Origin of the sequence: Pseudomonas sp. NPDC089422 (assembly GCF_044749405.1) — a bacterium.
Lineage (GTDB): Bacteria > Pseudomonadota > Gammaproteobacteria > Pseudomonadales > Pseudomonadaceae > Aquipseudomonas.
The window spans coordinates 1-16,404 of record NZ_JBIVHW010000027.1 but is presented as its reverse complement, the minus strand read 5'-3'; the positions used below and the strand labels follow the sequence as shown (position 1 = coordinate 16,404).

Below are 16,404 nucleotides of genomic sequence, written 5' to 3'. Positions count from 1 at the left end.
GGCAGCGTCGCTTTCGCCACGCACGGCGACAACCCCTACCTCGATGCCGGCCAGGTCAGCACGCGCATTACCGACGCCTCGGGCGGCAACTTCGAGAATCTGGCGATCAACAGTACACCAGCGGTGACCAGCGTCACCGACACCGTCGACACCTCGACCGTGAGCCTGACCGCCACCCCATCCGTGGCCGAAGGCGGGACCATCATCTACACCGCCACCGTGACCGCTCCAGTCACCGGCTCTGCCGTCGTAGTGACCCTGGCCAACGGCCAGAGCATCACCATCCCAGTCGGGCAGAGTTCCGGCACCGCCACGGCTGCGGCCTCCAACGACGTCTACCAGGGTCATCCCGCCGTCAGCAACAGCATCAGCAATGTCTCGGGTGGCAACTATGAAAGCCTGGTGGCCGACAAGACAGCAGTCAGCACTACCGTCACCGATGTCCAGGACACCACCACCGTCACCCTGACGGCCACGCCGTCCGTGGCAGAAGGCGGCACCATCCTCTACACCGCTACCGTGGACGCCCCGGTTACCGGCAGCCCGGTAATCGTCAACCTGGCGAACGGGCAAACCATCACCATTGCCGTGGGGCAGAGCTCAGGCACAGCCACCGGTGCCGCGAGCAACGATGTCTATCAGGGGCACGCGGCGGTCACCAACAACATCTCCAGCGTCAGTGGTGGCAACTACGAGAACCTGATCGCCAATCAGGCACCCGTCAGCACCAGCGTCACCGACGTGCAGGACACCACCACCGTCTCGCTGTCGGCCACCCAGACCGTCGCTGAAGGCGGCCAGATCGTCTACACCGCGACCCTGACCAACGCCGCGCAGTCGCCGGTGACCGTCACCCTGAGCAACGGCCAGACTATCACCATCGCCGCCAACCAGACCTCCGGCAGCGTCGCTTTCGCCACGCACGGCGATAACCCGTACCTCGACGCCGGGCAGGTCAGCGCGCGCATCACCGGCGCCTCGGGTGGAAACTTCGAAAACCTGGCGGTCAACAGCACACCAGCGGTGACCAGCGTCACCGACACCGTCGACACCTCGACCGTGAGCCTGACTGCCACACCATCGGTGGCCGAAGGCGGGACCATCGTCTACACCGCCACCGTGACGGCGCCGGTCACCGGCTCTGCCGTGGTGGTGACCCTGGCCAATGGGCAGACCATCACCATCCCGGTCGGGCAGAGTTCCGGCACCGCCACCGCCGGCGTCAGCAACGACGTCTACCTAGGCCATCCGGCAGTCAGCAACAGCATCAGCAATGTGACCGGCGGCAATTACGAGAATCTGGTCGCAGACAAATCCCAGGTCAGTACCACGGTCACCGATGTGCAGGACACCACCACCGTCACCCTGACCGCCACCCCATCCGTGACCGAGGGTGGCACCATCGTCTACACCGCTACCGTGGACGCCCCGGTGACCGGCAGCCCGGTGATCGTCAACCTGGCGAACGGGCAGACCATCACGATTCCGGTCGGCCAGAGTTCCGGCACCGCCACCGGCGTCGTGAGCAATGACGTGTATCAGGGCCATGCCCCCGTCACCAACAGCATCGCCAACGTCAGCGGTGGCAATTACGAGAACCTGGCCGCGGACAAGTCCCAAGTCAGCACCACGGTCACCGATATAACCGACACGACCACCGTCACTTTGACGGCTACACCATCCGTGGCCGAGGGCGGCACCATCATCTACACCGCGACAGTCGGTACACCCGTCACCGACAACCCGGTCGTGGTCACCCTGACCAATGGCCAGACCATTACCATTCCGATCGGGCAAAATTCGGGGACCGCAACCACCGCCGTCAGCAACGACGTCTACCAGGGCCATCCGGCGGTCAGCAACAGCATCAGCAACGTCACCGGCGGCAATTACGAGAACCTGGTGGCGGACAAAACGCAGGTCAGCACCAGCGTCACCGACGCGCAGGACACCACTACCGTCTCGCTGTCGGCAACGCCGAGCGTGGCCGAGGGCGGCCAGATCGTTTACACCGCGACCCTGACCAACGCCGCACAGTCGCCAGTGACGGTCACCCTGAGCAACGGCCAGACCATCACCATCGCCGCCAACCAGATCTCCGGCAGCGTCGCTTTCGCCACGCACGGCGATAACCCGTACCTTGATGCCACCCAGGTCAGCACGCGCATTACCGACGCCTCGGGCGGCAACTTCGAAAACCTGGCGATCAACAGTACGCCAGCGGTGACCAACGTCACGGATACCGTCGACACCTCGACCGTCAGCCTGACCGCCACGCCATCGGTGGCCGAGGGCGGGACCATCGTCTACACCGCCACGGTGACTGCACCGGTCACCGGCTCTGCCGTGGTGGTGACCCTGACCAATGGGCAGATCATCACCATTCCGGTCGGGCAAAGCTCGGGCACCGCCACGGCCGCAGTCTCCAACGACGTCTACCAGGGGCATGCGCCCGTCACCAACAGCATCAGCAACGTCGCCGGCGGCAACTACGAGAACCTGGTCGCGGACAAGACCCAGGTCAGCACTACCATCACGGACGTGCAGGACACCACCACGGTGACACTGAGCGCCACGCCGTCCGTGGCCGAAGGTGGGACTATCCTCTACACCGCGACCGTGGGCGCTCCTGTGACTGGCAGCCCGGTGATCGTCAACTTGGCGAACGGGCAAACCATCACCATTGCCGTGGGGCAGAGCTCAGGCACAGCCACCGGCGACGCGAGCAACGATGTCTATCAAGGCCATGCCGCCGTCACCAACAGCATCTCGACCGTCACAGGCGGCAACTATGAAAACCTGGTTGCCAACCAGACAACCGTCAGCACCAGCGTTACCGATGTACAGGACACCACCACCGTGTCGCTGTCGGCAACGCCGAGTGTGGCCGAGGGTGGCCAGATCGTGTACACCGCAACCCTGAACAATGCCGCACAGTCGCCAGTGACCGTCACCCTGAGCAATGGCCAGACCATCACCATCGCCGCCAACCAGACCTCCGGCAGCGTCGCTTTCGCCACGCACGGCGACAACCCCTACCTTGATGCCGGCCAGGTCAGCACGCGCATTACCGACGCCTCGGGCGGCAACTTCGAAAACCTGGCGATCAACAGTACGCCAGCGGTGACCAGTGTCACGGATACCGTCGACACCTCGACCGTCAGCCTGACCGCCACCCCATCCGTGGCAGAAGGCGGGACCATCGTCTACACCGCCACCGTGACCGCTCCGGTCACCGGCTCTGCCGTGGTGGTGACCCTGGCCAACGGGCAGACCATCACCATTCCGGTCGGGCAGAGTTCGGGGACTGCCACGGCCGCGGTCTCCAACGACATCTACCAGGGCCATCCCGCCGTCAGCAACAGCATCAGCAATGTCTCCGGCGGCAATTACGAGAACCTGGTGGCGGATAAGACGCAGGTCAGCACCAGCGTCACCGACGTGCAGGACACCACTACCGTCTCGCTGTCGGCCACGCAGACCGTCGCTGAAGGCGGCCAGATCCTCTACACCGCGACCCTGACCAATGCCGCGCAGTCGCCAGTGACTGTGACACTGAGTAATGGTCAGACCATCACCATCGCCGCCAACCAAACCTCCGGCAGCATCGCCGTCGCCACGCACGGCGATAACCCTTACCTCGACGCCGGCCAGGTCAGCGCGCGCATCACCGGCGCCTCAGGTGGCAACTTCGAAAACCTGGCGATCAGCAGTACGCCAGCGGTGACCAACGTCACGGATACCGTCGACACCTCGACCGTCACCCTGACCGCCACGCCATCGGTGGCCGAAGGTGGCATCATCGTCTACACCGCCACCGTGACGGCGCCGGTCACCGGCTCTGCCGTGGTGGTGACCCTGGCCAATGGGCAGACCATCACCATCCCGGTCGGGCAGAGTTCTGGCACCGCCACCGCCGCGGTCTCCAACGACGTCTATCAGGGCCATCCGGCGGTCAGCAACAGCATCAGCAATGTGTCCGGCGGCAACTACGAAAATCTGGTCGCAGACAAATCTCAGGTCAGTACCAGCGTTACGGATGTGACCGACACCACCGCAGTCACCCTGACGGCCACACCATCCGTAGCCGAAGGCGGGACCATCGTCTACACCGCCACCGTGACCGCTCCGGTCACCGGCTCTGCCGTGGTGGTGACCCTGGCCAATGGGCAGACCATCACCATCCCGGTCGGGCAGAGTTCCGGCACCGCCACCGCCGGCGTCAGCAACGACGTCTACCAAGGCCATCCGGCCGTCAGCAACAGCATCAGCAACGTGTCCGGCGGCAATTACGAGAACCTGGTCGCGGACAAGACTCAGGTCAGCACCACGGTCACGGATGTACAGGACACTACTACCGTCTCGCTGTCAGCGACGCCAAGCGTGGCCGAAGGCGGCCAGATCGTTTACACCGCGACCCTGACCAATGCCGCGCAGTCTCCGGTGACCGTCACCCTGAGCAACGGCCAGACCATCACCATCGCTGCCAACCAGACCTCCGGCAGCGTCGCCGTCGCCACGCACGGCGACAACCCCTACCTTGACGCCGGCCAGGTCAGCGCGCGCATTACCAGCGCCTCGGGTGGCAACTTCGAGAACCTGGCGGTCAACAGCACACCAGCGGTGACCAGCGTCACCGACACCGTCGACACCTCGACCGTCAGCCTGACCGCCACCCCATCCGTGGCAGAAGGCGGGACCATCCTCTACACCGCGACTGTCAGCGCAGCCGTTACCGGTAGTCCTGTAGTGGTGACCTTGGCCAACGGCCAAACCATCAGCATCCCGGTCGGGCAAAGTTCCGGCACCGCCACTGGTGCTGTGAGCAACGACGTCTACCAGGGCCACGCCGCCGTCACCAATAGCATCAGCAACGTCGCCGGCGGCAACTACGAGAACCTGGTCGCGGATAAGACCCAGGTCAGCACCACGGTCACGGATGTACAGGACACTACTACCGTCTCGCTGTCAGGGACGCCAAGTGTGGCCGAAGGCGGCCAGATCGTGTACACCGCAACCCTGACCAATGCCGCGCAGTCTCCGGTGACGGTCACCCTGAGCAATGGTCAGACCATCACCATCGCTTCCAACCAGACCACGGGCAGCGTCGCTTTCGCCACGCACGGCGACAACCCATACATCGACGCCGGGCAGGTCAGCGCGCGCATCACCGGCGCCTCAGGTGGCAACTTCGAGAACCTGGCGATCAACAGTACGCCAGCGGTGAGCAACGTCACGGATACTGTCGACACCTCGACCGTCAGCCTGACCGCCACACCATCGGTGGCCGAGGGAGGGACCATCGTCTACACCGCCACGGTGACTGCACCCGTTACTGGCTCTGCGGTGGTGGTGACCCTGGCCAACGGGCAGACCATCACCATTCCGGTCGGGCAAAGTTCGGGAACTGCCACGGCAGCAGTCTCCAACGACGTCTACCAGGGACACGCCCCGGTCACCAACAACATCACCGCCGTCAGTGGTGGCAACTATGAAAACCTGGTCGCGGACAAGACCCAGGTCAGCACCACGGTGACCGATGTCCAGGACACCACTACCGTTACCCTCACCGCCACACCGTCCGTAGCCGAAGGCGGCACCATCACCTACACGGCCAGTGTGGGTGCACCTGTGACCGGCAGCCCGGTGGTGGTCAGCCTGGCCAATGGTCAGACCATCACCATTGCCGTCGGCCAGAGCTCCGGCACCGCCACCGGCGCTGTGACGAACGATGTCTACCAGGGCCATGGACCGGTCACCAATAACATCACGGCCATCAGTGGCGGTAACTACGAGAATCTGGTCGCCAACACCGCCACGGTCAGCACCACCGTCACCGACGTGCAGGACACCACCACCGTCTCGCTGTCGGCCACGCAGACCGTCGCTGAAGGCGGCCAGATCGTCTACACCGCGACCCTGACCAATGCCGCGCAGTCTCCGGTGACGGTCACCCTGAGCAATGGTCAGACCATCACCATCGCCGCCAACCAGACCTCCGGTAGCATCAACGTCGCCACCCATGGCGATAACCCCTACCTCGATGCCGGCCAAGTCAGCGCCAGCATCACCAGCGCCTCGGGTGGCAACTTCGAGAAGCTGGCGATCAGCAGTACGCCAGCGGTGACCAATATCACCGATACCGTCGACACCTCGACCGTGAGCCTGACCGCCACGCCATCGGTAGCCGAAGGCGGGACCATCGTCTACACCGCCACGGTGACTGCACCGGTCACGGGCTCTGCCGTGGTGGTGACCTTGGCCAACGGGCAGACCATCACCATTCCGGTCGGGCAAAGTTCGGGGACCGCCACGGCAGCAGTCTCCAACGACGTCTACCAAGGACACGCCCCGGTCACCAACAACATCACCGCCGTCAGTGGTGGCAACTATGAAAACCTGGTGGCGAACAAGACGGCGGTCAGCACCACAGTGACCGATGTCCAGGACACCACCACCGTCACCTTGACCGCCACGCCATCGGTGGCCGAAGGCGGCATCATCACTTACACCGCAAGCGTGGGGGCACCCGTCACCGGCAGCCCGGTCGTGGTGAACCTGGCCAATGGGCAGACCATCACCATCCCGGTCGGCCAGAGTTCCGGCACCACCACCGGAGCCGTGAGCAACGATGTTTATCAGGGCCATGCCGCCGTCACCAACAGCATCTCCAACGTCAGCGGCGGCAACTACGAGAATCTGGTCGCGGACAAGACCCAAGTCAGCACCAGCGTCACCGACGTGCAGGACACCACCACGGTTTCACTGTCGGCAACACCAAGCGTGGCCGAGGGTGGCCAGATCGTGTACACCGCGACCCTGACCAATGCCGCGCAGTCCCCGGTGACAGTGACCCTGAGCAACGGCCAGACCATTACCATCGCTGCCAACCAGTCCTCCGGCAGCGTCAACGTTGCCACCCATGGCGATAACCCCTATCTCGATGCCGGCCAGGTCAGCGCCAGCATTACCAATGCCTCGGGTGGCAACTTCGAGAACCTGACGATCAACAGCACACCAGCGGTGACCAGCGTCACCGATACCGTCGATACCTCGACCGTGACCCTCGCCGCCACGCCGTCTGTGGCCGAAGGCGGCACCATCGTCTACACCGCCACCGTCACCGCAGCGGTCACCGGCAGCCCGGTGCTGGTAACCCTGGCCAACGGCCAGACCATCACCATTGCCGTCGGGCAAACATCCGGCACGGCCACGGGTACCGTCACCAATGACGTCTATCTGGGCCATGCGCCGGTGACCAACAGCATCACTGCCGTCAGCGGCGGCAACTACGAGAACCTGGTGGCCAACAAGACAGCGGTCAGCACTACCGTCACCGATGTGCAGGACACCACCACCGTCACCCTCACCGCCACACCAAGCGTGGCAGAGGGCGGCACCATCACCTACACCGCCACCGTCGGCGCCCCCGTTACCGGCAGCGCCGTGGTGGTGACCCTGGCCAACGGACAGACCATTACCATCCCGGTCGGCCAGAGCGTCGGCACCGCCACCGGCAGCGTGACCAACGACGTGTACCTGGGCCATGCGCCGGTGACCAATAGCATCACCAACGTGTCCGGCGGCAGCTACGAGAACCTGGTGGCCGACAAGACCCAGGTCAGCACCAGCGTCACCGATGTGCAGGACACCACTACGGTGACCCTGACCGCCACGCCGACAGTGGCCGAGGGCGGCACGATTCTCTACACCGCCACCGTCAGCGCGCCGGTCACCGTCACTCCGGTGGTCGTGACCCTGACCAACGGCCAGACCATCACCATTCCGGTCGGCCAGAGCAGCGGCACCGCCACCGGCTCGGTTACCAATGATGTCTATCAAGGGCATGCGGCCGTCACCAACAGCATCAGCAGCGTTTCCGGCGGCAGCTACGAGAACTTGGTGGCCAACAAGGCCGTGCTCAGCACCAGTGTCAGCGATGTAACGGATACCACCACCGTCACCCTGACCGCCACACCCACCGTGGCCGAGGGCGGCCAGATCGTCTACACCGCGACCCTGACCAACCCGGCGCAGACCGCAGTGACCGTAACCTTGAGCAACGGCCAGACCATCATCATCGGTGCCAACCAGTCCTCCGCCAGCGTCACCGTGGCAGCGCCGGTCGACGACGTCTACATCGACGCCACCACGGTCAGCACCACCATCACCAACGCCACCGGCGGCAACTTCGAAAGCCTGGTAGTGAACATGGCGCCAGCAGTCACCGCCATCACCGACACGCTGAACAACACCACCCTCGGCATCACCGGTTCGGCCACGGTGGCCGAGGGCAGCACCGCCACCTACACCCTGACCCTGAGCAACCCGCCTCAAACCGACGTGGTGGTCAAGTTGAGCTACAGCGGCACCGCCACCAACGGCGTCGACTACACCGGCGTGGCCAGCGTGACCATCAAGGCCAACAGCAACACGGCGACCTTCAGTATCCCGACCATCAAGGACAACATCACCGAGGGCACCGAGACCTTCACCATCAAGATCGACTCGGCCACCGGCGGCAACTTCGAGGGCCTGGTGGTCAGCAACACTGCGGGCAGCATTACCACCCAACTGTTCGAACCCGCGCCAGTGCTGGACCTGGACGCCAACGATTCCAGCGCCAAGACGGGCGCAGATTTCCAGACCACCTTCACCGAAAACGGCAGCGGCAACTCGATCAGTGACCTGGACATCTCCATCACCGACTTCGACAGCCCGCAGATGGCCGGCGCCACCGTCACCCTGACCAACGCCCAGGCCGGCGATGCGCTGAACCTGGGCAGCAGCGTCAACGGCATCACCATCACCTCCAGCGTGACTGCCGGCAAGGTGGTGCTGACCCTGACCGGCAACGCCTCGCTGGCCGACTACATGCAGGCGATCAAGAACATCACCTTCGTCAACACCAGCGAAGACCCGAGCACCACGCCGCGGATCATCACGGTCACGGTCACCGACGGGGTCAATGTGTCGAACACGGCGACAACCACGGTCAATGTGGTGGCGGTCAATGATGCCCCTGTGTCCAGCGGTGGCGTCGTCATCGGTGTCGAAGACACCGCGCTGGTGCTGAACTGGAGCAACTTCAACGTCACCGACGTCGACAGCCCGAGCTCGAGCCTGGGCGTCACCATCACCCAGCTGCCGACCCTTGGTACCCTGCAGTACAACAACGGCAGCGCCTGGGTGAACGTGACGCTCAACCAGACCGTGAGCCAGGCCGACATCGCCGCCGGCAAGCTCAAGTTCTTGCCGCTGGCCAACCAGTCGGGCGTCGACGGCTACGGCGGCACCGGCATGGGCAACAACCAGGCCGACTACGCGCAGATCAAGTTCAAGCCCACCGACGGCATCACCCCAGGCAGCGAAACCACGCTGAAAGTGGACATCACTCCGGTCGCCGACGCGCCGACCCTGTCCATCGGCAGCAATAGCGTCAACTCGCTGGGCCTGACCAAGGAAACCTGGACCACCCTCACCGGCCTGGGCACCAACGGCAATGGCATTACCGGCGATGCACTGAAGACGGTGTTCACCAACTCGGGCACCGCTACCAAGTCCGAGACCACCACCAATGTGCAATCCGACGCCAGCGTTGCGGCCCAGAGCGGGTCGAAGACGTCCGGCCTGGTGTACCTGGAAGCCGGCAAGACCTATACCTTCAGCGGCACTGCCGACGACAGCCTGCTGGTGAACATCGGCGGCAAGACCGTGGTCACCGCCACCTGGGGCTCTGGCTCGGGAGCCGTCTCGGGCACCTACACGCCCACCACCAGTGGCTATTACACCCTGGAGATCTACCACGCCAACCAGTCGGGCCCAGGCAGCTACGACGTCAACATCAAGGTTGGCAGCGGCGCGGTCGGTGACTTCAACAGCACCAGCATCGCGATGTACCCGAACGTCACCGCCCTGGCCAACGCCGGCGTCACGCTGTCCGACCTGCACGGCAGCAGCGGCCAGGGCTACTACGATGGCTACAAACTCAACGAAGGGCCGGAAAATGGCAGCGTCAAGCTGGTGGGCATCAGCAGCAGCCTGACCGACACGGACGGCTCCGAGGCCCTGAGCGTCAAGCTGGGTGGCATCCCGGCCGGCTCGGTGATCAGCGACAGCGCCGGGCATAGCGCCATCGTGGGCACCACGGCGGTCGACGTCAGCGGCTGGACCTTGAGCAGCCTGACGATCAAGACGCCGTCCTACTACAGCGGCCAGTTCGACGTGAAGGTCACCTCGACGTCCACCGAGTCGGTCGGCGGCAGCTTTGCCACCACCGAAGGCACGCTCAAGGTCACGGTGTACCCGGACACCTACACCACCTCCCAGCTGACCACCGCCAGCGACAGCACAACCGGCACCTACGGCGACGACATCATCATCGCCGACAGCGCCGGCCTGCACATGGCCGCCGGCACCAACTACAACCTCGCCTTCATCGTCGACACTTCAGGCAGCATGAGCAGCACCGGCATCGAGGCAACCAAGACGTCGCTGGCAACCACGTTCCAGGCGTTGCTGGCGGAGGCCAAGGCCACCGGGGTCGGCACGGTGAACGTGCTGCTGGTGGACTTCGCCACGCAGGTCAAGAGCACCGTCGCGGTCACCCTCAACGATGCCGGCCTCAAGACCCTGCTCAATGCCCTGAGCGGCATGAGCGCGGACGGCGGCACCAACTACGAGGATGCATTCAAGACCACGGCCAACTGGTTCCAGAACCTTAAGAATGCCGGCGTCACCGGCACCAACCAGACCTACTTCCTCACCGACGGCCAGCCGACCTACTACCAGACCGGCGAGCAGACCAACCCGGCCCTGGCCAACAGCTCGGTCAAGCTCGACACGCTGCTGACCAACATCAGCTACAAGATGGGCGACACCCTGACCAACTACCAACTCGACACCAGCAACCGGGTGTCGATCGATGCCACCGGCAAGCTCACCGCCGAAACCCGCAGCTACGACCTGCTGAGCCTGAGCTACAAGTGGAGCGCCGTGACCACCGGTCTGATCCACGCCGAAGGCAATGGCGGCTACGAGCTGTCGAAACTGGCCGGCACCGGCAGCAGCACCTCCAGCGACACCTTGAGCAACGCGACCTCCAGCTTCGCGCTGCTCTCGGCGCTGTCGTCGGTCGAAACCATTGGCGTCGGTACAGGCATCAGCACCACCGACCTGAAACCTTTCGACAGCGATGGTGTACCGCAGGTCAACGTCGACCCGAGCAAGATCACCGATGCCATTCTCGGCCACACCGACCAGACCATCGCTGGCGCCGACACGATCAACGGCGGTGATGGCCACGACATCATCTTCGGCGACCTGGTGAGCTTCGACTCGATACCCGGCAGCGGCATCGAGGCCGTCCAGGCCTTCGTCGCGACAAAGATGGGCGTGGATGCGAGCCTGGTGGATGCCAAGGTGATGCACCAGTACATCAGCGAGCATTACACAGACTTCGACCTGTCGCGCACCAACGACGGCGCCGACACCTTGATGGGTGGGGGCGGCAACGACATCATCTTTGGCCAGGGTGGCAACGACTACATCGATGGCGGCAAGGGCAATGACATCCTGCTCGGCGGCACCGGCAACGACACCTTGCTCGGTGGCGAAGGCAACGACCTGCTGTTCGGCGGGGCCGGCAACGATACGCTGATCGGTGGCAAGGGCAACGACATCCTCAGCGGTGGCGCCGGCGCCGATACTTTCGCGTGGAAAGCCGGCGACATCGGCCAGGACGTGATCAAGGACTTCAAGCTGAGCGAAGGTGACCGCCTCGACCTTACCGACCTGCTGCAGGGTGAACGCGGCACCACCATCGACAACTACCTGAAGATCACCACCGTGGGCGGCGAGTCGACCCTGCAGATCAGTACCGAAGGCAAGCTCAATGCAGCCGGCGGGCTGGCCAATGCCGACGTGTCGATCAAGCTGGAGGGGGTGAACTGGTCGAACACCACGATCAACTCGCTGATCAGCGGCGCCGACCCGACCATCAAGATCGACAACAACAACAGCTGACTGGCAGGCGCAGCAAGGCAAAGTTGCCTATGCTGCGCCAGAACCTACCCTGAGGACTCAACGTGACGAGGATGGATGCCATGTTCTATGTGCAACGCGACGGCGAGGGGCAGTTGGCGCGGGTGGAAGCCGCGCCCTACGCCGAGTACACGGAAATCCTGCCCGCCGACCATGCGGAAATACAGGAGTGGTTTGCCGACGATGTCGTCGAGAACAGCCTCAAGCAACTCAAGCAGAGCGACCTGGACATGATCCGCGTGCTCGAAGACCTGATCGAGGTGCTGACCACCAAGGGCGTGATCAGCATCACCGACCTGCCCGCCGGGGCTCAGGCCAAGCTGCTCAACCGCTCGACGGCGCGCAAGGCGCTGGGCAGCCTGAACAACCTGATCGAAGAAGAGGAGGAAGGCGGGTTGATCTGAGATCAGCGCCAGGGCGCGGGCTCCCCAGACAGCTGGCCCTGGATGCCTTCGATGCCCATTTCCTGCAGCACCTGCCGCTCGCCTTCGGTCTCGACCCGTTCGGCGATCAATGGCAGGTCGATGCTGTGGGCTGCACGCTGGATGGCTTCGATGAACAGCCGCTTGTGTTGCTCATGGTCGATGTTGCGGATGTAGCTGCCATCGATCTTCAGATACGCCAGGCCCAGATGCGCCAGGTTGCCGATCATGCTGAAGCGGCCACCAAAGCGCTGCAGGGCCAGGCCGAAACCGAGCCCGCGCAAGCGCCGGGTCAACTGTTCCAGCACAGCCTGCTCCGGCAGCTGCTCCTCGCCGATCTCGAAGATCAAGCGTGCGCCCAGTGCCATGTTCTGGCTCAGCAGTTCATAGACCCGTTGCAGCGCCTTCGGGTCGGCCAGGGTTGCGGCAGACAGGTTCAGGGCCAGCACCTGGTCATGGCTGCGCAGGTGCGCGAGCGCTTTTTCCAGTACCAGCAGGTCCAGCCGCGACATCCAGCCAAAACGCTCCAGCCAGGGCAGGAAGCGGCCGGCGGGCAAGGCCTCGCCCTGCTCGTCGAGCAGCCGCGAGATCACCTTGTAGTGAAGCACCCGCTGAGCGGCCTGGGTCTGCACCACCGGCTGGAAGAACAGTTCGAAGCGACCATTGACGAATGCCTCATCCAGGCGCGTATGCCACGCGTGCTGGCTGTCGCCAGCAACAGCAGCGGCGCCCTGCTCCAGGCATACCCAACCCGGTGTCGGCTGATTTTCGGCAAGTGCCAAAGCCTCGTCAGCCAGCTTGAGCAGCGCCTGCGGCGGATCACCCGGGCTGAACGGCGCCAGGCCAATGCAGGCGACCGGGGAGATATCGCTGGCACCGGTATCGTGCAGGCTCTGCAGCGCCGCCTCAAGGGCCTGGGCAAGCCGCACAGCATCTTCGTGGACCATACCTGGCGCCAGGACAGCAAACTCGCCGCCACGGCTGCGGGAGATCAGGTCGTTCGTCTCTGGGAACGTGGCGCAGGTGCGCTTGAGCTGCTCACCCACCGCTTGCAGCAACTGGTCGGTACGCTGACCGCCGAGGCGCGCATTGAGCCCTGCGAGCCCCTGCACTCGTAGCAACAGCAGGTAGCCGGCACGGGCCTCCTCCATGTTGCTGACGCGGGCGTTGAGCTGCATCTCGAAGTAACGCCGGTTGGACAGCCCGGTCAGGCTGTCCTGATAGGACTCGGCACGCAGCCGCTCACTGCGCTCAGCCTGCTCGCTGAACAGCGCCTTGAGCTTATCGACCATCTGGTTCATTGCCTGCACTACCCGGCGCAGCTCTGGCGTGCGCGGCACCGGCAGATTGAGAAACTCGCGCCGGGCAATCGCGTAGGACTGTTCAACCATCGCGTCCAGCGGGCGCAGTTGGCGGCGCAGCAGCAAGGCGCCCAGCGCCGCGCTCGCGGCTCCGCAAAGCAGCAGCCAGCCCAGGCTGCCCAGAGCACTCTGCCAGAGCTTGCCGATGGCGAACATGGGGTGGCTGATCACCTCGACTCGCGCGGCCTGCTGCCAGCCCCGGCTGACGATGGCATCGCCGCCAGCCGCCTCCAGGCCGATCAGGTGGATGAACCAGGCAGGCACGCCACCTGGGTCCGGCTCGGCGTGGCGCTCCACCAGCACGGCGTTGGAGCCCAGGTCGATGACTTTGATGCTGGCATAGTAACCACTGTCGAAGATCGAGCTGACCATCAGCTCTACCATGGCCGGGTCATCGATATCAGGTGTCAGTGACAATGCCAACGCGGTGGCAGCGTCCTGGGCGTGCGAGCGCAGCTGGTTGACGTACTGACTACGCGAGCTCTCCAGGCTGACCATGAAGCTGCCCGTGAAGGCGACTACCAGGAACAGACAAATGGCCAACAGCAGTTGTTTGAACAGTGACATCTGCGCTCCTTCAGTAGACCGGTTCGGCCGGGAACCCTTCGGCCTGCATTTTCTTCAACACGTCCTGCCAGCGTGACAGGCGCTTGGTATCGCCGACCTTCTTGTTGCCTGCGGCGCCGGTCAGCCACAAGCCTTCGCCATTGAAGGCGTAGACCGGCAGCAGGTCGGTGCGTTGGCTGGCCGGCTTGATCGCGTCCATCAGGCTGTCGAGCACCAACGGCTGAGCCTGTGGGGATGAATAATAGGTCAGGACCATGTGCGCACGGTTCTGGCGCAAGGCTTTGACATAGGTAATGCGCAGTTTCTCGGCGGGAATACCCATTCGGCGCAGGCTGAAGTACTTGGCGATAGCGTAGTCTTCGCAGTCGCCGGCGCCCTTGATCAAGGCCTGGATTGGCGTGGCCCAGTAGTCGACTTCATGCCATAGGTCGATGTCTTCGACATAACGCAGCTGCTGGTTGAAGAACAGGTTGACCACCTGCAGGCGCTGCACCTCGGTGCCTTGGCTGTGCGTCGCCATCAGGTTCTGCCAGGCATCGATGCGGGGCTTGCCAGCCCCTAGCGGGCCGTACAGGGCCTGGGACTTGCGGCTGATCTCGGCGAAATCCCAATCCGCATGCAGGCCGCCCAGCAACAGGCTGCCAAACAGCAGCGCAAGGCAGGCGCGGCGCACGGTGGTTTTGAGCAACCAGGTTATCGCCACTGCGAAGCCCTGTTCAGATCAGTCCAGAGCAGCGATGGTGCGGCCTGGCCACTTAAAAGACAATGGCACCGCGCAAGCCAGTAGCCGATGGTCGGCTGGCTATAACTTTATTGTTAGCGCTTAGTGTGTGTCGCTTCCTTTGCCGGGAAAACTCATCCACCATTATTGTGAGCTTGGCCCGCTCGCTCTGTCGCGGGCGCAGGTTTGACAAGCCCCCTTGCCTGTCACTAGTGTCATTGGATCCAACTTTTTGTCGTCGAGGCACACTTCGCTTGGCCGAGAAAATCAAACTCAGTAACGTGCTGGCCAGTGAACAGCTGCCGGCACACCTGGCCCGTGGCGTCATTGAAGAACGCCTGCGCAGCGCCATTCTTGATGGCCGCCTGCCACCTGGCACCGCCGTGCGCCAACAGGAAATCGCCGACCTGTATGGCGTCAGCCGCATGCCGGTGCGCGAGGCGCTGCGCCAACTGGAGGCGCAATCGCTGCTGAAGGTGGAAATGCACAAAGGCGCGGTGGTTGCGCCGTTGATTGGCGAAGACGCAGTCGACACCTATGCATTGCGCGTGCTCCTCGAGAGCGAGGCGCTGCGTCAGTCGATCCCGCTGCTCGATGCCGATGACATCGCCAGCGCCCGTGGTTACATCGAGCAACTGGAGAACGAAACCAGCCATGCGGAAATCGGCCGTCTCAATCGGCTGTTCCACATGGCGCTCTATGGCAAGGCATCCAACCAGAAACTGCTGCGCCTGATCGAGAACGAGTTGAACGAGGAAGAACGCTTCCTGCGCTTCCATCTGTCGTCCATGGGGCTGGGCAAGCTCACCCAGGACGACCATAACGCCCTGGTCGATGCTGCCGCTGACAAACAGGTCGAGGAGGCGGTAAGGGTGCTGGAACAGCACCTGAACAATGGATCGCGAGTGATCAGAAACTACCTGGACAAACAACTCGCCCGCTAGCGCTCACGCCAAGGTGTTATAGCAGCTGAAAAGAAAAAGCCCCTGTCTGCAACGCAGACAGGGGCTTTTTGTTTGAATCTTGACGATGACCTACTCTCACATGGGGAAACCCCACACTACCATCGGCGATGCATCGTTTCACTGCTGAGTTCGGGATGGGATCAGGTGGTTCCAATGCTCTATGGTCGTCAAGAAATTCTGTGTGCTGGCCCGTCGCTGTGACGTGCCTGCGAATCTCTGTAGTTCCTACTTAAAGACAAAACCCCTACCTGCATGTGCAGATAGGGGTTTTGCGAAATGAATCTTGACGATGACCTACTCTCACATGGGGAAACCCCACACTACCA

The 16,404-nt window shown here is 63.5% G+C and carries 5 protein-coding genes and 1 rRNA gene; 3 read left to right on the top strand and 3 right to left on the bottom strand.

Annotation, left to right across the window (positions count from 1 at the left end; all coding sequences use genetic code 11):
- Both ACIPZ8_RS27800 and ACIPZ8_RS27795 read left to right on the top strand, forming a co-directional pair.
- A partial coding sequence (locus ACIPZ8_RS27800) for an immunoglobulin-like domain-containing protein (protein WP_400730322.1) occupies positions 1-12,024 on the top strand: 12,024 nt, incomplete at its 5' end.
- Between the two features lie 80 nt (positions 12,025-12,104).
- The gene (locus ACIPZ8_RS27795) at positions 12,105-12,446 is read left to right on the top strand and encodes a tryptophan synthase subunit beta (protein WP_400730320.1); all 342 of its coding nucleotides are present in this window, start codon (positions 12,105-12,107) and stop codon (positions 12,444-12,446) included.
- A 2-nt stretch (positions 12,447-12,448) separates the two neighbouring features.
- On the opposite strand, the gene lapD is transcribed toward ACIPZ8_RS27795, so the two are convergent.
- Both lapD and lapG read right to left on the bottom strand, forming a co-directional pair.
- A complete protein-coding gene (lapD, locus tag ACIPZ8_RS27790; RefSeq protein ID WP_400730317.1) occupies positions 12,449-14,392 on the bottom strand; it encodes a cyclic di-GMP receptor LapD in 1,944 nt (647 codons plus the stop codon).
- A gap of 10 nt (positions 14,393-14,402) precedes the next feature.
- Positions 14,403-15,095, bottom strand: coding sequence for a cysteine protease LapG (gene lapG, locus ACIPZ8_RS27785; RefSeq protein ID WP_400730314.1), 693 nt, complete (start codon positions 15,093-15,095; stop codon positions 14,403-14,405).
- A gap of 272 nt (positions 15,096-15,367) precedes the next feature.
- Here lapG and ACIPZ8_RS27780 point away from each other — a divergent pair, with 272 nt between their 5' ends.
- On the top strand, positions 15,368-16,057 hold the full coding sequence (locus tag ACIPZ8_RS27780; protein ID WP_400730311.1) for a GntR family transcriptional regulator: 690 nt from the start codon (positions 15,368-15,370) through the stop codon (positions 16,055-16,057).
- Between the two features lie 77 nt (positions 16,058-16,134).
- Here the strand turns inward: ACIPZ8_RS27780 and rrf are convergent.
- A 5S ribosomal RNA gene (gene rrf, locus ACIPZ8_RS27775) occupies positions 16,135-16,250 on the bottom strand.
- Positions 16,251-16,404: the final 154 nt, after the last annotated feature.